Annotated in this window: 19 protein-coding genes, 2 pseudogenes and 1 other annotated feature; of the genes and pseudogenes, 6 read left to right on the top strand and 15 right to left on the bottom strand. The window is 42.3% G+C overall.

Annotated elements, in window-relative coordinates; genetic code table 11:
* Positions 1 to 33: 33 nt before the first annotated feature.
* Together G7Y42_RS09205 and G7Y42_RS09200 are read right to left on the bottom strand one after the other, a co-directional pair.
* Positions 34 to 2,475 (bottom strand): DNA translocase FtsK, encoded by a 2,442-nt coding sequence (locus G7Y42_RS09205; RefSeq protein WP_165038155.1) that lies wholly within the window; start codon positions 2,473 to 2,475, stop codon positions 34 to 36.
* 207 nt (positions 2,476 to 2,682) lie between these two features.
* Entirely contained in the window at positions 2,683 to 4,119 is a 1,437-nt protein-coding gene (locus G7Y42_RS09200; protein ID WP_165038153.1) for a glycoside hydrolase family 1 protein, read from the bottom strand.
* 256 nt (positions 4,120 to 4,375) lie between these two features.
* On the opposite strand from G7Y42_RS09200, the gene G7Y42_RS09195 reads away from it, so the two are divergent.
* On the top strand, positions 4,376 to 5,152 hold the full coding sequence (locus tag G7Y42_RS09195; RefSeq protein WP_165038151.1) for a (S)-acetoin forming diacetyl reductase: 777 nt from the start codon (positions 4,376 to 4,378) through the stop codon (positions 5,150 to 5,152).
* Between the two features lie 188 nt (positions 5,153 to 5,340).
* On the opposite strand, the gene G7Y42_RS09190 is transcribed toward G7Y42_RS09195, so the two are convergent.
* From G7Y42_RS09190 to G7Y42_RS09180, 3 genes are read right to left on the bottom strand one after another with little or no spacing between them, the layout of a single operon-like run.
* Positions 5,341 to 6,156, bottom strand: a complete 816-nt coding sequence (locus tag G7Y42_RS09190) for an amino acid ABC transporter substrate-binding protein (protein ID WP_165038149.1) — start codon at positions 6,154 to 6,156, stop codon at positions 5,341 to 5,343.
* A 13-nt stretch (positions 6,157 to 6,169) separates the two neighbouring features.
* A complete protein-coding gene (locus G7Y42_RS09185; RefSeq protein WP_165038147.1) occupies positions 6,170 to 6,808 on the bottom strand; it encodes an ATP-binding cassette domain-containing protein in 639 nt (212 codons plus the stop codon).
* Positions 6,809 to 6,826: 18 nt separating this feature from the next.
* On the bottom strand, positions 6,827 to 7,468 hold the full coding sequence (locus G7Y42_RS09180) for an amino acid ABC transporter permease (protein ID WP_165005542.1): 642 nt from the start codon (positions 7,466 to 7,468) through the stop codon (positions 6,827 to 6,829).
* Positions 7,469 to 7,626: 158 nt separating this feature from the next.
* Positions 7,627 to 7,861, bottom strand: a binding site (T-box leader).
* Positions 7,862 to 7,949: 88 nt separating this feature from the next.
* Between G7Y42_RS09180 and G7Y42_RS09175 the strand changes: the two genes are divergently transcribed.
* A complete protein-coding gene (locus G7Y42_RS09175) occupies positions 7,950 to 8,435 on the top strand; it encodes a prolyl-tRNA synthetase associated domain-containing protein (protein ID WP_165038145.1) in 486 nt (161 codons plus the stop codon).
* Between the two features lie 53 nt (positions 8,436 to 8,488).
* On the opposite strand, the gene G7Y42_RS09170 is transcribed toward G7Y42_RS09175, so the two are convergent.
* The 3 genes from G7Y42_RS09170 to G7Y42_RS09160 all read right to left on the bottom strand — a co-directional run bounded on the left by G7Y42_RS09170 (position 8,489) and on the right by G7Y42_RS09160 (position 11,568).
* Positions 8,489 to 10,564, bottom strand: coding sequence for a DNA topoisomerase III (locus G7Y42_RS09170; RefSeq protein WP_165038143.1), 2,076 nt, complete (start codon positions 10,562 to 10,564; stop codon positions 8,489 to 8,491).
* Positions 10,497 to 10,874: a DUF1033 family protein gene (locus tag G7Y42_RS09165; protein ID WP_165038141.1), complete on the bottom strand. Its 378-nt coding sequence runs from the start codon at positions 10,872 to 10,874 to the stop codon at positions 10,497 to 10,499. Before G7Y42_RS09165 ends, G7Y42_RS09170 begins: the two co-directional genes overlap by 68 nt.
* 118 nt (positions 10,875 to 10,992) lie before the next feature.
* Positions 10,993 to 11,568 (bottom strand): TetR/AcrR family transcriptional regulator, encoded by a 576-nt coding sequence (locus G7Y42_RS09160; protein WP_165038138.1) that lies wholly within the window; start codon positions 11,566 to 11,568, stop codon positions 10,993 to 10,995.
* Between the two features lie 149 nt (positions 11,569 to 11,717).
* On the opposite strand from G7Y42_RS09160, the gene G7Y42_RS09155 reads away from it, so the two are divergent.
* Complete coding sequence (locus G7Y42_RS09155) at positions 11,718 to 13,010, top strand: multidrug efflux MFS transporter (protein ID WP_165038136.1); 1,293 nt, start codon at positions 11,718 to 11,720, stop codon at positions 13,008 to 13,010.
* Positions 13,011 to 13,070: 60 nt separating this feature from the next.
* On the opposite strand, the gene G7Y42_RS09150 is transcribed toward G7Y42_RS09155, so the two are convergent.
* From G7Y42_RS09150 to G7Y42_RS15200, 5 genes and pseudogenes are all read right to left on the bottom strand, one after another.
* Entirely contained in the window at positions 13,071 to 14,186 is a 1,116-nt protein-coding gene (locus tag G7Y42_RS09150; protein ID WP_165038134.1) for an aminotransferase, read from the bottom strand.
* A gap of 13 nt (positions 14,187 to 14,199) precedes the next feature.
* Entirely contained in the window at positions 14,200 to 15,621 is a 1,422-nt protein-coding gene (gene arcD, locus G7Y42_RS09145; protein WP_165038132.1) for an arginine-ornithine antiporter, read from the bottom strand.
* Between the two features lie 842 nt (positions 15,622 to 16,463).
* The gene (gene mnmA, locus G7Y42_RS09140; protein WP_165005534.1) at positions 16,464 to 17,585 is read right to left on the bottom strand and encodes a tRNA 2-thiouridine(34) synthase MnmA; all 1,122 of its coding nucleotides are present in this window, start codon (positions 17,583 to 17,585) and stop codon (positions 16,464 to 16,466) included.
* 206 nt (positions 17,586 to 17,791) lie between these two features.
* On the bottom strand, positions 17,792 to 18,115 hold the full coding sequence (locus tag G7Y42_RS14995; RefSeq protein ID WP_241161940.1) for a hypothetical protein: 324 nt from the start codon (positions 18,113 to 18,115) through the stop codon (positions 17,792 to 17,794).
* Between the two features lie 423 nt (positions 18,116 to 18,538).
* Positions 18,539 to 18,730, bottom strand: a pseudogene (locus G7Y42_RS15200) (hypothetical protein); the annotation flags it as partial.
* 421 nt (positions 18,731 to 19,151) lie between these two features.
* Between G7Y42_RS15200 and G7Y42_RS09130 the strand changes: the two are divergent.
* Positions 19,152 to 19,349 carry a hypothetical protein gene (locus G7Y42_RS09130; RefSeq protein WP_165038130.1) on the top strand — a complete coding sequence of 66 codons (198 nt, stop codon included), beginning with the start codon at positions 19,152 to 19,154 and terminating at the stop codon, positions 19,347 to 19,349.
* Positions 19,346 to 19,642: pseudogene (locus G7Y42_RS09125) on the top strand (hypothetical protein); the annotation flags it as partial. The gene G7Y42_RS09130 and the pseudogene G7Y42_RS09125, both read left to right, overlap by 4 nt.
* 170 nt (positions 19,643 to 19,812) lie before the next feature.
* Here G7Y42_RS09125 and G7Y42_RS09120 read toward each other — a convergent pair.
* On the bottom strand, positions 19,813 to 20,400 hold the full coding sequence (locus G7Y42_RS09120) for a metallophosphoesterase family protein (RefSeq protein ID WP_165038128.1): 588 nt from the start codon (positions 20,398 to 20,400) through the stop codon (positions 19,813 to 19,815).
* 83 nt (positions 20,401 to 20,483) lie between these two features.
* Entirely contained in the window at positions 20,484 to 21,767 is a 1,284-nt protein-coding gene (locus tag G7Y42_RS09115) for an MFS transporter (RefSeq protein ID WP_165038125.1), read from the bottom strand.
* Positions 21,768 to 21,948: 181 nt separating this feature from the next.
* Between G7Y42_RS09115 and G7Y42_RS09110 the strand changes: the two genes are divergently transcribed.
* On the top strand, positions 21,949 to 22,731 hold the full coding sequence (locus tag G7Y42_RS09110; RefSeq protein WP_165038184.1) for a hypothetical protein: 783 nt from the start codon (positions 21,949 to 21,951) through the stop codon (positions 22,729 to 22,731).
* Positions 22,732 to 22,822 lie beyond the last annotated feature (91 nt).

Below are 22,822 nucleotides of genomic sequence, written 5' to 3'. Positions count from 1 at the left end.
GTTTGTTTTTTATCGTATAAGGAACTGGAGGACTTACATCCCTTCATCTTCAGGGATAGTCTCTGATTCCTCTGCTTGTTCGATAAAGACTTTTCTTGGTTTGCTTCCTTCAGATGGCCCCACTACTCCATGGGCTTCCAGCTCGTCTACGAGACGTGCCGCACGGTTGTAGCCGATCCGGAATCTTCGCTGCAATAAAGAGATACTTGCTGTCTGCATTTCGATGACGAGCGCTTTTGCTTCTTCGAACAGATCGTCTTGTGGCTGCTCTGTCGTTCCAGTCGATTCCACTTCATCTGTCGGCATCATTTTTTCCTCATAATGCGCTTCTTGCTGATCGGTCACAAAGCTTACGATACGTTCCACTTCATGATCAGAGATGAACGCACCTTGGACACGGATCGGTTTGTTTTCTCCCATAGGCAAGAAGAGCATGTCTCCTCGACCTAGTAGTTTTTCGGCGCCATTTGAATCAATGATCGTACGAGAATCGGTCCCGCTGGAAACTGCAAAGGCCATTCGTGATGGTACATTGGCTTTAATGATCCCGGTGATAACGTCCACACTTGGCCGTTGTGTTGCCAAAATCATATGGATACCGGCAGCACGAGCCATTTGCGCTAACCGAATGATCGCATCTTCTACTTCGTTACTTGCGACCATCATCAGATCAGCCAATTCATCCACGATAACGACGATAAATGGCAAGGTAGGATGTTTCGTCCCATTTTCCAGATTTTTCTGCTGGATGAATTCATTATATCCAGAAATATTTCTGACACCTGTTGCTGCAAATTTTTCGTAACGTTCTTCCATTTCTTGAACGACTTTTTGCAAAGCTTGTGCCGCTTTTCTCGGATTGGTTACAACGGGCGTCAAAAGATGCGGTATCCCATTGTACATGTTCAGTTCGACCATTTTCGGATCGATCATCATCAGTTTCACTTCATGTGGTTTCGCCCGCATCAGGATACTTGTGATGATCCCATTGATCGCGACCGATTTCCCGCTACCGGTAGAACCTGCCACAAGCAAGTGAGGCATTTTGGACAGATCCGCTGTTTGGACACGTCCAGAGACATCTCGACCTAATGGCACTTCCAGCAGCTTGTCAGGATGGTTGGGCTGAGCCTCAATGATTTCTCTAAACGAAACCATACTGATCTTCCCATTCGGCACTTCGATACCAATCAATGATTTCCCGGGGATCGGTGCTTCCATCCGGACATCCTTAGCTGCTAGAGCCAGGGCAATGTCATCCGTCAAATTGACGATCTTACTTACCTTCACTCCTACAGCAGGCTGTACTTCAAACTTAGTGACGGAAGGGCCTAAGCTAGCTTTGACCACTTTGGCATCCACACCGAAACTTTGGAACGTCTGCTCCAGTACACCGATATTTTTTTCGATCTTCTTATATTCATCACTTTGATCCACGGTTGGGATGGAGTCGAGCAGATCGATCGACGGCAATTCATAATCATGATTCTCCTGCTCTGCCTCGATCTCAAATTCCAGAGCAGTCCCATCGTCTTCTACCACTTCATCTGACTGCGTCTCTGACAGTGGTGCCAGATCTTGCTGCGGCATTGCTGGAGGACTTGCGACGGGTTTTATCTTTTCCTGGAAGCTGTCGATCGGAACAAAACTTAATTGCTCCGGTTCTGCTTCTTCAGGTTCATCTTTATCCCCAGTTGGTCTATCCTCTACTTGCTGTTTCCTTGACGCTCGTTTTTGTTCCAGCTCCGCTATTTCCGCTTCTGCTGCTTCTTTTGCCGCCAGTCGTCTTGCTTCTCTGGCTTCTGCCCGCTGCTTTTGGCGTGCTTCTCTGGCTTCTTGCTTACGTGCCTGTTTCGCAGGATCACCTTCTAGTAATTCCTGCAAGCGTTCGCCGATTGTCTGGATACCGTTCAGTAACTGATAACCTTCTAAATTACTGAATAAGAATGCGCCTCCTGCCAATAACAGGAGTGCCGCTAGATAACTGCCAGGCTGTGCGATCAGAAAATACGTAAAATGATAAAGAATTGCACCGAGCATACCGCCGCCTACATTGTTATCGACTTGGCTTTGTTTGATATCGCTAGCTAGCAGATCCCAGGTCGTTCCGATGATGTTCGGTTCTCCGCTATGCATTTTCCCGAATAAATGCGCGTGTAAGACAAGTAAAATCCCCAGATAAAAAAGGAGCCCGCCAAACCAGCGCCGATTTTTTCCTATTGAAAATTCCGTATTCTTGATCACAATCCAAAATCCCAAGATGGCTAACAAAAGACAGAGAATCTGATAGGTATTTCCTGCAATGATCCGAAAGCCGTTTGCAACTAGAATACCTAAAAAGCCCAATTTCAAAAAACCGAAAACGGCAAATAAAATCAAGGCAAATCCCACACCGATCGTCAGCATTTGTTCCTGCTGCTGTTTTTGCTTTTTGGTCTTTTTCCTTTTCTTCGCAGGACGTTTCTTCTGTGCCATATTTATCCCTCATTTCATCAAGTTCCATTATACAAAAAAAAGCAAGGGAACAAAAGTTTTGTTTGAAAGTTCTTTCTTTTTCTTTCATATTTAAATGGATTGTCGAATGATCCTTAAGAATACTTTAAGAGGGATGAAAAAGAGCGTCACTAAAAAAGGGAGTGACAAAATTCCGTCATCTCCCTTTTTCACGTCATCTTCTTTATTTTATAGATTTTCGCCGTTTTCTTCGATTACTTTCTGATACCAGTAGTAACTGTCTTTTTTATAACGTTCAAGTGTACCTTCTTGTGTTTCGTCCTGATCGACGTAGACAAAGCCGTAACGTTTCTGATAGCCATTCAGCCAGCTTAACAGATCGGTGTAAGACCACGTACAATAGCCTAATACTTCCGCCCCATCGGAGATTGCATCTTTGATTGCCTTGACATGATTCTCCAGATAGCTGATCCGATAGTCATCATGGATCTTCTTGTCTTCCGTCAATTGATCATATTCTCCCAGACCATTTTCAGTAATCAGCACAGGAATCCGGTAACGGCTAGTGATCCGTCTAAGCCCGATCCGCAGACCTTCTGGATCGATTTCCCAATCCCAGTTGGTGCGTTCGACAAATGGATTTTCAACTTTCTTATACATCCCCGGCACGCCTGTTTCTTCAGAAGAGCCTTTTTTACCGGTTGTATTCATTTTTCCTGCGCCTACGCCGTTCAATGGATTGAATGCATTCGTTGCTGTCTGATAATAATTGATTCCTAAAAAGTCCGGTTTAGCCGATTGGAGCAGTTCATCGTCCCCTGGTTCGATCTGCGGCGCCCAGCCTTGTTCTTCCAAGAATTTCATCGCGGCGATCGGGTACTTGCCCCACAGATAAACATCCATCCAGTAATGAGCCATCAGATCTTCTGCATTTTCTGCTGCTAAAATATTTTTAGGATCGCTGTCGATCGGATAATTTGGCGTATACGCAAAACTTGGTCCGATTTTCCCTGGCATTTCCAGTTCATGGAATTTATTGATGACTGAAGCATTTGCCAGATTGGCAATATGGTTTACTTGATACATCCGTTTCGGATCTGTGACACCTGGCGGATGCACGGCTAACAAATAGCCTAAAGAAGTGAAAATATTCTGTTCATTCAAACTGATCCAATAATGGACTTTCCCGCGAAAAGCGTTGAACAGAGTCTCTGCATAATTCGTGAAATCTTCGATGATTTGGCGGGATTCCCAGCCGTTATATTCTTCTTGAAGCGCTTGCGGAAGATCCCAGTGATATAAAGTCAGCATCGGTTCGATCCCATTTCTGATCAATTCATCAATCAGCTCGTGATAAAAATCAAGGCCTGCCTGGTTGATTTCTCCGCGTCCATCAGGAAAGATCCGTGTCCATGCGACTGAAAAGCGATAGGCTTTCAGCCCTTGCTCCTTCATCAGTGCAATATCTTCTTTATATCGGTGATAATGATCCACCGCTAAATCGCCATTCGTTCCTTTGAATGTTTTCCCAGGAATGCGAACGAAGCGGTCCCAAACCGATTCGCCTTTCCCATCTTCTTGCCAAGCACCTTCTACTTGGTATGCGGCAGAAGCAGATCCCCATAAAAAATTTTTCGGGAATGAAGTTCGTTTTTGATGTTCCATCCAGCTCTTCCTTTCCTATGCCTACTTATTTCTTTTTAAGAATAACACGAAACCCTTTTCATTACAAAATAGAAACAAAAAAATCGCTGCACTTCGTTTCCAATCGTCCAGTTTTTTTGAATGTCTCATCTTTTTGAGCTTCAAAAAGATAAAGAATAGTTATTTCACTGATTTTTTAGAGAAAGATTTTACTTTATTTTTTATAGTAGTATAATAACAATTGTAATTGAAATCGTTTTTACAAGGAGATGTCTATATGGAAAACAAGAAAGTGGCATTTGTTACTGGCGGAGCTCAAGGGATTGGCGAAGCAATTGTGAAGCGTTTAGCCAAAGACGGATTTGCAGTCGGGATAGCGGATCTAAATATAGAAAAAGCGCAGGCTGTTGCCGAAGAAGTGAATACACAAGGCGGTGATGCGCTGGCTGTACGGGTCGATGTAAGTGATAGAGAAGATGTTATTCGTGCTGTAACAGAAGTATCGGATCATTTCCATGAATTCAATGTAATCGTAAACAATGCGGGTTTAGGGCCTACTACGCCTATAGAAACAATCACACCAGAACAATTTGACAAAGTATACCATATCAATGTCGGCGGAGTGATCTGGGGCATTCAGGCAGCTTTGCAGCAATTTGAGCGGTATGGACATGGCGGCAAGATCATCAATGCGACTTCTCAAGCAGGAGTTGTCGGGAATCCGGATCTTGCATTGTATTCAGGCACTAAATTTGCTGTACGTGGTATCACACAAGTTGCTGCCAGAGATTTAGCGGAAAAAAACATCACCGTCAATGCTTTTGCACCTGGGATCGTTCGCACACCTATGATGATGGATATTGCCCATAATGTTGGGAAAAACGCCGGAAAAGATGATGAATGGGGCATGCAGCAATTCGCTAAAGACATCACCTTGAAACGACTTTCTGAACCAGAAGATGTAGCGAATGCAGTTGCATTTTTAGCAGGAAATGATTCAAATTATATGACAGGACAGACATTGATCGTCGATGGCGGGATGCAATTCCATTAATTTATTCTTATCCTCCAAATCTGAACGGCTCTGTCACAAACTCTTGGACATTGGTCCTGAAAAAAACATCTCTCCATTCAGGTGATGGAGAGATGTTTTTTAATTATATCGCAAATTTTCATGATTTACGGATTGATTTTTAGCGGACCAGCACATATGAGTGTCTTTTCCCGTTTTTATTAAAAAAATCAAGATTTCGGCGTAACATCTTCGCCGAACCATTTATTCGATATTTTCTGGAATTCACCTGTTTGTTCTAATCGTTCGAAGGATTCATTGATTTTCTTTACTAATTCATCATCATTTTTTCTGGCACCAACAGCGAAATCTTCACTTTGGTAATCCCCACTCGTGATGTTGAAATCATCTAGCTCATCTCTTTGCTTCAAATAGTAATCCGCATATACTTGGTCCATCAGCAGACCATCGATCCGTCCGCTTTTCAAATCGATCAGTGCTTCATTGAAACTGTCATATAAAACAGCGTCGTGATTCTTTACGATGTTTTTCAGGATATCGGGCTGTTTCTGGAATACATCGTACCCGGAAGAACCATTCTGTGCGCCTAGCACTTTTCCTCTCATCTGCTCGAAGCTAGTGATATTGGATGCTTTAGGCGTGATCAGTACTTGATCATTTTCCATATACGGTTTGGTGAACTGCACCTTTTTTTCTCGGGCGGGTGTTTTGGAATAGCCATTCCAGATCAGATCGATCGTCCCATTGTTCAATTCGAACTCTTTCATCGACCAGTCGATTGGCTGGAAGTCAACAGTAATACCATATTGTTTAAATACCGCTCTTGCAAGGTCGATGTCAAAGCCTGTCAGTTTTCCTTCCTTATCCCGAAATCCCATTGGAACAAAGGTATCATCAAGACCGATCGTGATTTTTTTCTCTTCCTTGATAGCTGCCCAATTGTCTTCATCAGTCTTTTTGTTCGTACAGCCGGAAAGAAGGATAAGACCTGCAACTACTGCAAGCAACAAGCTGATTTTTTTCATCTGTCTTTCCTCCTTATTGATTATTCGGGGTCACTTTCAACAGCTGATCCCCTATATTTTCAGCAAATACCAGATCATGGGTCACGATGATCTGGGTGACTCCATCCTTTTTCAATGTAAGGATCAGGTTCTCTACTTGCTGGCGCAATTCAGGGTCCAATGCACTCGTAGGTTCATCATAAGCGAGTACCCGAGGATTCATGGCAAGGGCTCGTGCAATGGCTACACGTTGTTTTTGTCCGCCAGACAGCTGGTAAGGATAGTTTTTCAGCAAATCACTGATTCCTAACGATTGAGCAAGGGATTCTGCTTTTTTGGTGTATTCTTCCTTCGTTTGCTTCAAGACCATTTTCGGTGCAAGGGTGATGTTGTCAAAAATATTCAAGTGCGGAAAAAGTTGGAAATCCTGGAATACGACTCCCACTACTTGTTCCTTTGTTTTTAATTCAAATGGATTGAACGGCGTACCATCTAAATAAAATTCGCCGCTGTCTGAACTTTCCAAGCCTGCAAGGATTCTCAGAAGCGTGGTTTTACCGCCTCCAGAAGGCCCGACGATTGCCAGTGTTTGTCCATCTGGAATGACTAGATCCAATTCTTTGATGACTGCTTTGTCACCGAAAGCTTTACTCACTTTTTTTAATTCAATCATGTGTTCTCCTCCTAGCGTTTAGCGATAATAGTTTAATTTTCCTTCGACTTGTTTCATGATCAAAGTCAAAATACCGGTCAAAGCAAGATAGATGATCGCCACTCCTAGAAGAGGCAGAAGTGTAGCATCTCTTTCCATGGCGATTTTTCCTGCTCGCATCACGTCACCTAGTCCTAAGATATAGATCAGTGAAGAATCTTTGACTAAATTGATGACCTCATTCCCAACAGAAGGCAGGACGATCTTTGTCACTTGCGGGATGATGATTTTGGTCACAGTTTGAAAAGGGCTAAGCTGCAAAACTTGGGCTGCTTCATATTGTCCCTGTGGAATGGACTGGATCCCTCCTCGAAAGATCTCTGCAAAATAAGCGGCATAGTTCAATATGAAAGCGATCAGCGCCGCTTCGAAACGATCAAATACAATGCCAATCGTCGGCAGACCGTAAAAGACAAAAATCAGCTGGAGCAATAAAGGAGTCCCGCGCATGATCCAGACATATGTTTGAAGTACATAACGGATCGGTTTAAAATGCAGGGACAGTCCCAATGCTAAGATGATCCCTAATGGCAAAGACCCAATCAAGGTAAACATAAATAATTTCAAAGTGGTAAGTGCGCCCGCTAATAATTGCGGCATGACTTCAATCAGATAATTCATTTCTTCTTCCTCCTTTTAATAAAAAAAATCCTCTTGGCCTAAGCCAAGAGGACGTTCACAACGTGGTTCCACCTCTGTTTGTTTTTTCCTCGCAGAAAAAACCTCCAGCAGTCGCAGCTAACAGAAACAGGCAAACAAAAAATCCTTTGGTCCGAAGACCAAAGGACGTCAATAACGTGGTTCCACCTTTTTTTGCCGGCTCCTCACGGAAAAACCGACCTTATCTGGTCATCAAGCAACGACCGCAGCTGTAACGGGCTTCCCGGATTTCCCTACTGTATGCTTCAGAAAATCGACTCCAAGATGTGTTTCACGATTAGCTGCTGCCTCTTTCCACCTGCCAGAGACTCTCTAAAAACATCTAATTGCTACTCTTCTTTTCGATGTCGTTTATTTTAACTTTAGGTGTAATTTACATGATTCTTTTCCTTTTGTCAACTATTATTTATGATAAACTAAGTAAAAAGGAGGAATTCATGAAATGGTCTGCGCAACTGAACAAGAAGCCTATGAACTACTGAAACACTTGGATATCTCTTATGAAAAAGTCGAACACCCAGCAATCACTTCGGTCAAAAACGTCCCGTTCGCTCTTCCCGGTCCCCAAGTAAAGAATCTAGTCCTCCAGTCCCGTAAAGGCAAACAGGTCTATTTGGTGATCCTACCTGATGAAAAACAGGCAGATCTCAAATTTTTAGCTGAACAGCTGAATGAAAAACGGTTGTCTTTCGTACCTGAGGACAAACTGAACCAGTTATTAGGCGTCTCGGCAGGCACAGTTACCCCACTTGCCTTGATGCATGATCAGGAAAAGAAGATCCAAGTCGTGATCGATGCAGCAATCGACCGAAAGGATACAGTGGGTTTCCATCCGAATGTGAATACTGCTACGCTGATCATGAAATTTGAAGATTTCGAAAAAATTCTGGAATATCTCGGTTATACCCCTGTCTATGAACAACTATAAGCCAGTCAAAAAGCAGCAGCTGTGACAAAAGGCTTGTCGCAGCTGCTTTTATTCTAGCTCTTTTCCATTGCCGCCTTCAGAGCTGCTGCTAATGGACTTTCCTCTGGTTCTTCTGCTTGTGCATATTTTTTCACGAGACGGCGTTCTTCCTGCTTGGTCATTTTTTTCTTCTGTTCTTTTTTGCCAAGCATCTTTTCAGTCGTACCGTCATATTTACAACGGAAATAGGCACCGTTTTTACCTTCGATGATCTCCATTTTCCGGTGACACTGCGGACAGCGATGGTTCGATACTTTTGGATCTTTTCGTCGTCTGTAGCTGCAGTCGTTATTCGTGCAAACATAGATCTTGCCATCACGGGTATTTTTTTCACGCAAGTTCGATCCGCAATCCGGACATTTTTTCTGAGTAATCGAAAAGTCCTGATATTCTTGTTTGCTTGTTTTGATTTCCTGGACTAAACGTTTGGTCTCTTTTTCGATGCTTTGGAGGAAGCTTTCAGCTTGTTTTTTCCCAGCGGCGATCGCTTCAAGGTCCTTCTCCCAGCTTTCTGTCAGATCAGGCGTGACCAGAGAAGGATTGACTAGCACTAATAGCTGTTTTCCTTTTGGCGAGACTTGCAAGCCTTGCGGTGTCCGTTCCATCAATTCTGATTTGATCAGTTTTTCGATGATCTCTGCACGTGTAGCTGGTGTACCTAAGCTGTATTTTTCCATTTGTCCCAGCAAACTTGCTTCAGTCAATGGTTTCGGCGGTGCGGACAATTCTTTCTTGATCGTAAAGTCAGGATTGATACGCATGCCTTTCTTCCAGTCAAAAGATTCTGTTTCACTTTCTACTGAGGCTTTCCAGCCTGCTTCTATGACACGGTTATGACGAAAGACAAACTGTTCTTTACCAAAAGCCACAGTGACTTTTGTCTGACTGACTTTATGCGGTTCTGCGAATAATCCTAAGAACCGAGTGACGATCATTTGATAGATCTTTTGTTCTTCATTACTCAATTTTTCGTAACGAGCACGGTTTTCTGTCGGCAAAAGCGCATGGTGATCCGTTACTTTGCTGTCTTGGAACACCTTTGTCTGGCGTACGACTGCGCCGTTTTTCAAATAAGTTTTCACTTCTGGTGCAAAATCGCTGACTGCTTGCAGACGTTCTTTCATCGTGCTTTTCATGTCATTTGTCAGATACTTGCTGTCTGTTCGAGGATAGGTCACGATTTTATGGGTCTCATATAAGCTTTGGACGACACTTAATGTTTTCTTTGCAGAATAACCATAACGCTGATTGGCTTCTCGCTGGATCTCGGTCAAGTCGTAAGGCAGTGGTGCACTTTCTGTTTTCTGCTTTTCTTGGATCTCTTCTACCGTACCTTTGATTTTGCTCATTTCCTGGACAAGTGCTTGTGCTTCGTCATGGTTCTGCAAGGCGAACTGGTTTTTCTGGACCATTTTCGCTTGTTCTTTTCCAGCTTGAAGAGAGATCGTGAAATATGTTTGCGGACGGAACTGGTCGATTTTCTTTTCCTGTTCTCTCACTAATGCGAGTGTCGGCGTCTGGACACGTCCGGCAGACAAATTATCCTGATATTTGACTGTCAATGCACGTGTCACGTTCAACCCGACCAGCCAATCTGCTTTTGCTCTGGCTAATGCTGATTCATATAAGGCGTTATATTCTTTCGCCGGTCTCAACTGCTTGAAGCCCGTTTTGATCGCTTTGTCCGTTTGTGAAGAGATCCAAAGGCGTTTCACAGGTTTGCTGAAATGGACATATTCCAGAATCCAGCGAGCGACAAGCTCTCCTTCTCTTCCTGCATCGGTCGCAATCACGGCTTCAGAAACATCTTTTCGATTTGCCAGCTGTTTGATCGCTTTTAACTGATGCCCGGTTTTAGGCAGCGGCTTGATCCCCAGTTTTTTCGGGATCATCGGCAGTGTCTCCATCTGCCAGCTTTGCCATTCCTTGTTCAGATCTTCAGGCATCTTCAATCCCAATAAATGACCAAGGGCCCAAGTTACGATCACCTTGGGTCCTTCGTAATAATTTTTATGTTTCTGATTAGCACCAAGCACCTTGCTTAGGTCTTTCGCAACGCTTGGTTTTTCCGCTAGAATTAGTTGTTTCATAAAATTCCTTTCCGCTTTCTATTGTGACTGGCTGATGATTTTTCAATAAAGCAAGTCCTTTGTACTGCTGCAGATCATCATCACACTCTTCACACCAGCGCTCATCTCCGTCATTCCAGAAGGCGCTTAGAAAGTTGCTTTTTGCATTGATATATTCGTATTGCTGATGGATCGCCATCCATTTTGTTTCATAATCTTGGCGTGCTTCTTCAAAAGATTCAAATGAATCTTCTAGTTCGATATCGTCTTCCCAGTTTTCAAAGAACCACCATGGCTCATTGTCACCGAACATGGTTACTACTTGATACATACTCGTGCCCCTTCTCTTCCTTTTTTTCTAGACTTATCTTAGTCACTTTTCAAGAAAGTTGCAAGAAATTTCTCTTATAAAAGGGTCATTTAATGAATCTCCTAGAAAACAAATAAGATCAGTCTGGATGCTTGCCTGATAATGTCGTGATAAAGTCTTCAATCATCCAAAGATAGCTTTCTTCCGGATCCACTTTCGGCTCTTTCGTGAAATAGCCTAGAAAACGTAAAGAGAGGTAGCCATGTATCATACTTCTGAGTTCTCTACTTCTGTGGATCTTTTCTTCCTTCGTCAATTGGAATGATTCGAAGATCTGAAGGATGATTTGATTGGTCTCATGTATTCCTTCTAATAGAATCTCTTCTTTTGTATTCGGCACACTGATCAGCAGTTCGTACACACTTTGATTGGCAAAAGCAAAAGACTGATAAGTTTTGGCATACACGCGTAAGGCGTCGCCCCCACTCTTGCCGACAAGTGCCCGGCGCAGCTGGTCATTCAATTCTTGCAGGAGTTTAGCAGTCAATGCTGTTTTGACTTCTCGAATATTTTTGAAGTAATTATATAATGAAGGTGATTTGATATCCAAACGCTTGGCTAGATGCTGAAAAGTAACTTGCTGAATATCCATCTCTTCTGCCAGCTCACGAAGGCAGTCGACGATTTTTTCTTGAGACAGATTTCTTTTTTTCATTCTGGTGGTTCCTCTCATAAAATAGATCCTTGACAATTTTAGTTTACCACGAATAAGCCAGATAAAAAAGAGACTTTCATTGATAAACTACAGATTGTAGTTTATAATAATCTATCGTAGATGAAAATTTTCAGAAAGAAGGAATTTACTTGGCTGCACGAATAAAGGAACGCTTATTCAAAAAACGGGAGCCGTGGGAACAAAATTTATTTGTATTATGGTTTGGCACATTTATGGCAGGGATCGGTTTTAGTTTAGTCATGCCTTTTATGTCACTTTACATAGATACTTTGGGAAATTACAGTACGTCGCAATTGAATTTCTGGAGCGGATTGACCTTCTCTTCCACTTTTTTAGTGACGACCTTGATCTCTCCTTGGTGGGGGAAGCTAGCAGACCAAAAAGGCAGGAAGCTGATGCTTCTGCGGGCCTCATTAGGGATGGCTATTGTCATCGCTTTGATGGGCTGCGTTACAAGCGTCTATCAATTGGTCGCCTTGCGTTTGCTACAAGGGATTTTTTCCGGCTACATCAGTAACGCTACTGCGCTTGTCGCAACTGGCACACCTAAAGAAAAAAGCGGGCAAGTACTCGGTACATTAGCTACTGGTTCTGTGACTGGTACGCTGCTTGGGCCATTGCTTGGGGGGATTTCTGCTTCAGCATTCGGCTATCGCCCTACTTTCTTTATCACGGGGATCATTTTGTTCTTCGTCTTTCTACTTAGCCTGTTTTTCGTTCACGAAACTTTTGTCCCAGTGGAGAAAAAAGACATGGTCTCAGCAAAGCAGATCTTTAAAGACCTGAAATATCCGCATGTCGTGATCGGTATGTTCGTGACAACGATGATCATTCAAGCTTCAAACAACTCGATCAGTCCGATTATCAGTCTCTATATCCGTCAATTGCTCAACGGTCATGGCAATGTCACCTTGATCAGCGGGATCATCGCTTCGATTCCAGGGATCGCCACACTGATTGCTGCTCCTCGATTTGGACGATTAGGAGATAAGATCGGCAGTGAACGTATCCTTGCTATCGGATTGGGCTTTGCGATTCTTGTCTATATCCCTATGGCCTTTGTGACGAATGTATGGCAACTGGCAGTGTTGCGCTTTTTGATCGGTATTTCTGATGCTTGTCTGCTTCCAGCTGTCCAAGCATTGATCACGAAATACTCACCACATCAAGCAGCAGGAAGGATATTTAGTTACAACCAGTCTTTCCAGGCAACAGGGAATGTGGTCGGTCCGATGATCGGCTCCAGTGTTTCTAGCATGTTTGGTTACCGCGGAGTCTTTCTTTCGACTTCATTGCTTGTGTTCGTCAACTTCCTGTTAGTACGTCACAATACACAAGAGATCCATCAGCAAGAAACAGCAGAAGAAAAAGCTTCAGGAGTATCCATATCTTCAGAACACTCTCCTTCTCATAGACAATAAGAATAAATGAAAAACACTGCAAGAACAGTTCTGTGACAACTGTTCACGCAGTGTTTTTGTTTAGGCCTGTTTTTTCAAGAATTCAGATAAGAGAGATAATCCCTTTTCCAAGGTCTCTTTTTTACAGCAGTACCCTAGACGCGCGTGTTGCGGCAAGTCAAAGGCACTGCCGGGTACAAGCAGCACTCCCGTTTCTTTTAATAATTCAGAGCAGAATACTCGATCATCTTCTTTGATCGCTAATTTGATAAAGGAAGTAGATACGTAATTAGGCATCACTAGTTCGACTTTTGGTTCATTTAGGACCCATTCTTTTAATATCGCAAGATTCTCAGAAACGATTTTTTTATTGCGGGCAACGATCTTGTCCTTATTTTTCAACACATGGACAGCTAAATCATCTGCTAACACCCCACCGCAGATCATCGTGTAATCCCGATATTTCCGGAATAATTCTGTTAATTCGGAACTAGCAGCGGTCCAGCCGATTCGTATCCCGGGAACCGAATATGTTTTGGAAAGTGAATTGGTCGCGATGCCTTTTTCATAGACATCTACGATCGATACGAATTCGCCGTCAGCTGTCAATGGTGCATAAACTTCGTCTACTAAGACATATGCGTCAACCGTACGTGCGATTTCTGCGATTTTTTCTAGTGTCTTTCGATCAAGTAACGTACCTGTAGGGTTATTCGCACTATTCAAACAGATCATTTTTGTCTCAGGTTTGACTAGAGCTGACAGTTGTTCTAAATCAAATCGCCAATCGTCTTCTTTCAAGTGGACAAAGTCGACTACTGCTCCTAGAGATTTCGGAATATCATATAATTGCTGGTAAGTGGGCAGCATCGAGATCACATGATCTTCTGGTTCGATCAACGCATAGAGCGATAGCAGATTTGCGCCAGTTGCACCATTTGTTTGTAAGATATTTTCTGGTGTGATATTTTGATATAACGAAGCCACTTCTTCTTTAAATGCATCCGATCCTTCGATCCAGCCATAATCCAATGGCATCTGACGGCGCTCTCCAAAAAAGGTTTCGACCGTTGTCCCGTCCAGTCCAATCAACTCCTCTAATGTCAGTGCTTCGATCGAGCTTTGCGCAATATCGTAGACTGCTTGCTTTTCCCATTTATTCAACCATTCTTCTACACCAAAATTTGCGATTTCCATGTTCTCGTCCTCCTCAGATTTGAATCGTTCCAGTTGCAAGCAATGCGATCGAAATCACTGCCGCGATACTGATGACTGTGATCATGACCTTTTCTTTTCCAGTGATTTGATGCCCCGTTTCTCGACAAGCGACCCAGTAAAAATAAAATCCCGGTATATAGGCGATACTGCACAACAGCACATAGGAAAATCCTGCTAGAATGATCCCCATCAGCTCAAAAGCGACAGTAATGACACCGATCACGACTTGCTTGCTGTTTTTTTCAGTTAAAGAAAACTGGACTTGATAGATTCCGACCAGTAGATAACAGATCAAGATCGCAGCCGTACATAATGAATACGCAAATTGATACGCATAGTCTGTTACTAAAAAGGTCAGTAAAAACAGATTTGTCAACACAGCTGTGATGACGAGTGAATACGTCGGCGCTTTTTTTCGGTTGGCTTTTCCCCAGCTTTTCGGAAGCAAGCCATCTCTTGCCATCAGCATCGTTGTTTCTGCTGGCAGCATCGTCCAAGAAAGCCATGAACCGATGATCGAAATGATCAACCCGATATTGATCAGCGCTGCACCCCAGTTTCCTACGATTCCCTTCAGAATATTAGCCATCGCAGGCTGGGAGATCGTTGCTAATTCACTTTGGGACAAAACACCATATGGAAGAAGAGAAGCTAAGATATAGATGAATAGCAAGCAGAAAAGCCCGATAATGGAAGCTTGCTGCGCTTGTGACCGTTTTTTGGCCCGATTCGCTAAGACGCTTGCGCCTTCAATCCCGACAAATACCCACATCATGACCATCAGACAGCCTTTGATCTGTGTCCAGATGCTTAACTGATTCTTGGGATCTTGTGCAAGATTTGCTGATACATTTCCCCAAAAATCGGCTGTGAAAATATTTGCTTTAAACGCAATAATGGCAAAAACTAAAAATAAGAATAATGGTACTAATTTACAGATCGTCACGATCGTGTTGATCACACTCGCGCCTTCGATCCCGTTATTTACTAATAAAGTCAATCCCCAAATAAAAATACTTGCGAATAGAATCGAAGGGATGTTTTGTCCGCCTTTGAATAAAGGAAAAAACTCACCCATCGCACTCATCAGCATCGTTGCAAAAGCGACATTCCCAAGCCATGCCGAAAGCCAATATCCCCAGCCGCTGATGAAACCGCCCAATGTACCAAACGACGCTTCTGCGTACCCAAAAATCCCACCGTCCAAATCCGGTCTCTTTTCGCCCAGATGATTCAGCGACAACACTAAAGCCAAGATCCCGATCCCTACGATGAGCCAAGAAAGAATCGCGGGGCCTGGCGCTGCCGCATTCGCTAAATCACTCGTGATCCCAAACACGCCGCTGCCGATCGATGAACTTACGACCAGTGCAACTAATCCCCACTTACTGATACCTGTTTTCTTTTGTTCCATTTACCTCACACCTTTTCGATTGATTGTTTGCTTGAAAAATATGTCGTCCTCCTTTTTTCGAATAAATGGTGTTCAAAAGCTTGCATCTACGGTAATAAGCCCAACCAAACGAAAAATATGGAGAGCTATTTTTGTTTGGCTGTTCTTATTACTTGATGCAGGGCAGCTTTTTTACAACCTCTTGATATAAATGGTGTTCCAACTGCTGCTTCTCGGCAATAAGTTCACTGAACAAGAAAATATGAGGAGCTATTTTCTGTTCAGTGTCCTTATTCCTTAAAGCAGAACGTAGTTGTCACAACCTCTCCACTAAACGGTGTTCCAGAAGTAGCTTCTTCGGAAATAAGCCGAAATTTTACAAAAAGTTGAGAAGCAAATTTCGTAAATTCCTTCTTATTTCTTGAAGCTTCCCACTTCTGTCACAACCTCTCCACCAAACGGTGTTCTCCTGCCAACTCCTCGGGCACAAGTCACAATATTCACAAAACATGAGAAGCTGGCCTCAGAGTTAAACGGCAGGCTCACAACCTCTGATTCACGGTGTTCAAGAGACAGCCTATCGGCAATAAGGCACGATTTTGTAAAATATGGGAAGCTATTTTTCAAAATCGCTTCTTATCGCTCAAGGCTGAACATCTCTCTCACAGCCTTTCTAAATATATACTTATTCAGATTAACGAATATTATGCGCCTTTTTATTCGTTTTTTCAAGGTGAAAATGAATAAAAATCAATTATTGTTTTTTTGTACAAAAAAACAGCCAAGACGTTCAAAAGAAAAATACATTTCTTTTTACTTGTCTTAGCTGTTTGATATCGTTCGTCATTTTTGGTGATCAATGATTATACATATTGTAAAACTTTTGTTTCCTGGTATGCATGGTCGATCAAACCGCCACCTAAACATTCCATTCCATCATAGAATACAACGGCTTGTCCTGGAGTGATGGCACGTACTGGTTCGTCGAAGATCACTTCTGCGCGGTCTCCATCTAATAAACGGACAGTCACTGGCACATCTTGCTGACGATAGCGGAATTTCGCTGTACATTTGAATTCTTTTGGCATCGCTTCATTGGTTGTAAAGTGGATTTCGCTTGCATCAAGGCTAGTTGCATATAATGCAGGATGATGGAAGCCTTGACCTACGTACAATGTATTTGTAGCAAGATCTTTTCCGACAACAAACCAAGGTTCTTGTGAAGCGCCACCGCCGCCGATCCCTAGTCCTTGGCGTTGACCGATCGTATAGTACATCAAGCCAGCATGCTGACCTTTTACTTCACCGTCAAGTGTCACCATGTTTCCTTTTTTCGCTGGCAGATAGTTGCTCAAAAATTGTTTGAAGTTCTTTTCTCCGATGAAGCAGATCCCAGTAGAATCTTTTTTCTTCGCAGTAGCAAGTCCCGCACGTTCAGCGATCGCACGTACTTCTGATTTTTCCATGCCGCCTAGAGGGAACATCGTTTTTGAAAGTTGTTCTTGAGACAATTGGCTAAGGAAGTAAGTTTGATCCTTGTTGTTGTCTACGCCGCGAAGCATGTGGACAACGCCATTTTCATCCCGAGTGACTTGTGCATAATGTCCAGTAGCTACATAATCAGCCCCAAGATCCATCGCATAGTCTAAGAAAGCTTTGAATTTGATTTCTTTGTTGCACATCACATCTGGATTCGGTGTACGTCCAGCGCGGTATTCAGCTAAGAAATATTCAAATACCCGGTCCCAATATTCTTTTTCAAAATTCACGGAATAATAAGGGATCCCGATTTGTGAAGCAACTTTTGCTACATCTTTGTAGTCTTCTGTCGCTGTACACACCCCGTTTTCGTCTGTATCATCCCAGTTTTTCATAAAGATCCCAACGACGTCATATCCTTGTTCCTTTAATAAAAGTGCTGTTACAGATGAGTCGACACCGCCGCTCATCCCAACGACAACGCGTGTTTTGCTGTTGTCTGTCATGGTATCACCATCATTTCAATTAGATTCTGAAACATCTACGAGTTGAAGGTCGCAACTTTTCAGTATTTTACATTATACGTCATATTTCTGAAAATTTCACCCCTTAATTCTCAGAGTTCGAATACATAACATAGTAGAAGAAAAAGACATCGTTTTCCACCTACTCCAATGATTCCTGGGATCACAAGCGAACAGCGGCTTTTGATTCATAAGAAAAACAATAGAACAATATTGTAATAAGTAACAAATAGATAGTTCATTCCTAAAAGCAGCCATTTTATTCGACTATCTTCGAGTTTTGTAGAGAAATACAGACCCATCAAGCCAGAAATCATCATGAAAAGCAACAAAGGGATAGTAAGCCAAGATTTAATAGTATTTAAATGGAAAGCCAACAGGTAATGGATCCAAATAAGCGAACTGATCGATATCAACATCGGTAGACCTAGACCGAACAGATAGAATGTTTTTTTCTTTTTTTGATAATCTAATGTTACGACTGCTCCAAAATACAACACACATACTAACAACAACTCCCACCTAGGTAAACTTAGCCACCCGATGATCCACCCGATGATGAAAAAAAGCCCTACTCCGCAAGTCAAAAGAAAATGAAGAGCAATCACTAGCCATTTACTTTTTGGGAACCCATTCTTCTTGAAAAAGCTAGACTGATACCACTTAAAATCCAACATGAATACTGGACAATTAGAAACCCTATCACTTCATGACGAATATACAAATGACTGCTGAGCAAAATCATACAGAATACTAACAGAACCACCGATACCCACTTACTTTTCTTACTTTCTATTGACAACATCCAACTCGCTCCTTTTTAATTGTTTGCTTCATTGCTGACTTCAAAAAGTTTGAAACAAAATAAATAGAAATTGGAAAACATTAAAATATGTAGCAAATAGATAATTGATAACTAACAACAGCCATCTTCACTTCACGGACTTGATCTTTGTCGAAAAAACCAAACTCAAACCGCCAGTACTCCAACAACAAAATATTATGAACACTAAGAACTGAAGATTATTTTCTATAGAAGGATGAAAATAAAAACTAGCTGAAATGAAACAAATCGACAACAAACTTATTGAAATGATCGTACACGTCTTACTTTTTAATGGTAACATTCACACATCTCCTTTCTAATTGATTGATACTTGTCTATCTTCAAAAAAACTCTAAACAAAAATCTCACAATTTGTTATTTAAAAATAAACAAATAAAAAATATAATAACGTAATAAAACAAATAGATATACAAATCAACACGCCTATTCAATACTTATCCCTACCAATAAATTGTATTTTCTGTAGACTATCTAACCCCAAATAAAATATAACATCTTTGATTTTATTCGTAAAAAGCCTAAGTTAACCGCTAATTATTCCATTAAAGATAACAGTTCTCAATCATCGATATAGCTGATTTTACTCTTTGGTGTTATGTGCAATATACGCCTAGATTAAATAACCAATATATTTTATTTTTAAGCTATCATCATACTTATTCATATGTTATTATTTTAGCATAAAACAAGGAGGGATTACATTGAAATCAAAAATTAAATTGCTTCTGACTACCTGTTTACTCGCCGTCGCATTTGCCATCCCAATCACTACTGTACATGCTGATACAGATACCCAGCAGATATTGGAGGAGTATTATGAAGAATTCAAAAATAAATACGCTTCCTTTGATCAGACATTTGAAGAATTCACCTCGAATTATTACAATCATCTATTTTAAGGATTCACGGTTCGTTCATGAATGCTGCTTCTGCAAGAAACGGTTATGGCTTCAATCACGATTTCACGATGACGGATGAAGCAAAAGCGATTTATGGGAATTATTTCTATCATATCGGCGTGAATCAATCGGTGGATTATGTGATCGACTGGCTCAATCAGTACACGAAAGAAAAAACCCTGATCGTTTATTCCAATGATATAGACAATGATCTCAGAAAACTGAATAACGGTACTGCAACTGTCAGAAAAGCAGTCAATGATCAAGGAAAATTCGTATACTGTATTTTGTAGTTCCTCTTGATCGAATATGAATGCATTACTAAAAAAAGTATAAAAAGTCGTACCCTTTTCGGCGCGACTTTTTATACTTTTTTTGAAAATCAGATACTTCAATTATTTTATAAAATGCGGAGAACTGTTTTTCCATCTTCTTCCTTGTAACGCGGAGTTGGACGGCAGGCTCACAACCTCTTCACTTCATAGATTTCTTTGATCTGCTGCTCCGATAATGGTGTCCCGAATGGCAGTTCTTCTTTTAGAAATGCTCGTTCTGGTGCATCTACCCCAACATTCACATCGTTTCCGATCGGCACGCTGTAGCGATGGATGTGCCCGTGAAGGTTTCGGATCGTATCATTGGGACCAAGCAGCATCGGATAATGGGTCAGATAATATTGCTGATGATCGAATTTGACGATCGCTCCTACGTCGTAAAAATAAAACTTGTTACGTCCATCAGAAAGTCCAGGGTCATGTTTCTCTAAATAACGGAAAAACGCTCGACTGTCATGGTTTCCTTTGATGAAATGGATCGTTCCATTCAATTGTGCCACCAACTCAAGGATATCTCCGCTGCCTTTCTCATACTGCGGATGCATGGCCAGATCACCTAAATGATAGACGTGGTCGGTTTCTTTCACTACCGCATTCCAGCTTGTGATCAGCTGCTGGTTCATCTCCTCAACTGTCTGGAACGGTCTTGGCGCAAAATCATTTTCTCCTAAGAGTCGTTCGTGGAAAAAATGCATATCACTAATAAAAAAATTCATCGTTATCCCTTCTTGCTCTTCTTTTCTTCTAGCGTAAACAAAATCCGGTCTGCAAGCAACTCATGACTCTTGCTCCTACTACTTTACTCGGTTTGATCCCCTTCTGCGGACCTTTTTTGCCTCAATCGTTCTTGCAGCTTCTTATCGTAATTTCGCGCAGACGGTGTCAAGAACAAGGCAAGTCCACATAATAACGTACCGACTCCTGCAATCAGGAACATTTTCTCAACACCGATCCGATCGGTCAATGGTCCGGCAAAGATGAGGCCAACCGGTCCCGGCAAGGTCATCAGAGAATTGAATACTCCTAAGATGCGCCCTAAAATATTCGGTTCATAGCTTTGCTGGATGATCGCCATCAGCAATGTATTGAAATAAGGGGTCGCAAAACCGGCACCTGCATTCAGCAAAATGAAATAAAAGAATCCTTGTGCGGTTCCCGGCAGCAAGCCACTTGCGCCGATCGTCACGCCGACGACCAAGTACGCCATAAAAATCGGCTTCATCCGATCTTTCCAGTTCCCTAAAAATCCGATGAATGCTCCTCCTGCAAGCATCCCCACCGAATAAACCACTTCGACAAGTCCTGCCTGTCCGACATTTTGACCAAAATAGCCCATGGTCATCAAAGGATACAGACTGGCAGCCGGCATGAACAGCAAGGTGAACACCGCTCCGTTGATCATGATATACCAAAGCCCTTTATTCTCATATAATTTTTTTACGCCGAATTTCGTATCGGCAAGCAAGTGAACTGTTTCTCCTTGCGAGACTACTTTAGGGATCGTCACGAAAATCAATAACCCTACACCGAATATCGCACCTAATACATCGAGCAGGATCAGCCAATTGATCGGGATCACCGAAAATAAGAATGCGCCTAACGCGGGAGCGATGATGAAGTTCGCCGACTGGACCATCCCCAACTGCCCATTGATACGGGTCAATTCTTCTTCAGGGACCATCGTAGGCAAGATCGATTGGATCGTCGGCATCTGGAAAGTTTGTGCGATCGCTCGCACGAACAAAGAAACGAATACCAGCCACAGAGGAAATGATGCGGCAATCGTTCCGGCAATGACTAAAATCACTGCAAACAAAGCCACAATCACATCTGTCAGGATCAGTAGTCGTTTTTTGTCCCAGCGATCGACTAGCGGTCCGGCAAACGGACTCAAAAGAACCATCGGGATCATCCCTAATAATGTGGCAAAACTCAAAATCGTTGCTGATCCCGTTTCTTTCGTCAAATACCAGATGATTGCGTACTGCACGATCATACTTGTGATCCCGGACAAAAACTGACCAGTCAAAAATAAATTGATATTTTTACGCCAATGTAAGATCGGCTGTTTTTCTTCTCCCATATGCTCTCCTCATTTCTTATAGCGCTTACGTAGCTAGAATTATACTGGATTTTCTGTTTGAAACCTAGCTGTTTGTTCAAATACCACTGTTATATATTTGCTGTTTCATTCACCAAGCAAAACAAGCGGTAAAAAGCAGCAAACAATGCTACACTAAGAAAAAACAGGAGGTGTATCAGTGATGGAAATCAGCTTCCACACCACGCTTACGCCAGAAACAGTGAAAATCGAACTTGAACAGTCAAAAGAAACGCTGCTGATCAGTCATACCGTCCCAGAACTTGCTGAGAATGCTTTTTATCTTTTTTACAGCCAGAGAGTATGTACCGGAATCGGAAAAACAGTTCGTCCCAAAACAAAGGATACCGTGATCATGGTCCAGCTTCCTTGGGATATAGAAGCCGATCATCTGATGTATCTACTCATTGAGCAAGCAGAAGAAGCAGCAATGACCATCGAAAAAGATCCTTTGCCAGCTATTCCTGAGAATATCAGGAAACAATTGACAGAAGAATCGGAAAAACTGACGGCCGTGCTGAACGCATTCGGTTATCTGCTCACTCGACCTGAACTAAGCAGTACCGAAAAATCAAAAAAGAAACCAGCGAAAGCTCGGCATCGCTGGACAAAAGAAGTGAGCGAAATCCCCTTCACGGTCAATTTCAGAGGAAGCCAAGCAACACTTTACTGGATCAGCAGAAATGAGATGCTGATCAAACGAGGAGCGAAACTACTGAAAGATGCACCATTGAATAAAGACGGATCATTGGGCTATGCAGCCAAATACGGCGAAAAACTTCGAGACGATCACAAAGGTAAAATCTCTGGTGCGACAACGACGGATGACATCATCGTAAAAAGTGTGAATGAAGCCAGTCTCCTTCTTTATTTCGGCGGAACGAACAGCTGGTTGGAATTAGTAGACGAACGCGGAAAATCCATGGATGAATGGACGAAGGTTTAACTGCTGTTCAGATGAGAACAACTACCTCCCTACACTGTTATTGAAACAAAAAGACAACTTGTCTGAATCGTCTTCATGAAGTCAGTTTTTC

Source organism: Enterococcus sp. ZJ1622 (assembly GCF_011038845.1).
In the GTDB taxonomy this organism is placed as follows: Bacteria; Bacillota; Bacilli; order Lactobacillales; family Enterococcaceae; genus Enterococcus_B.
This window is presented reverse-complemented; position numbering and strand designations above follow the sequence as displayed.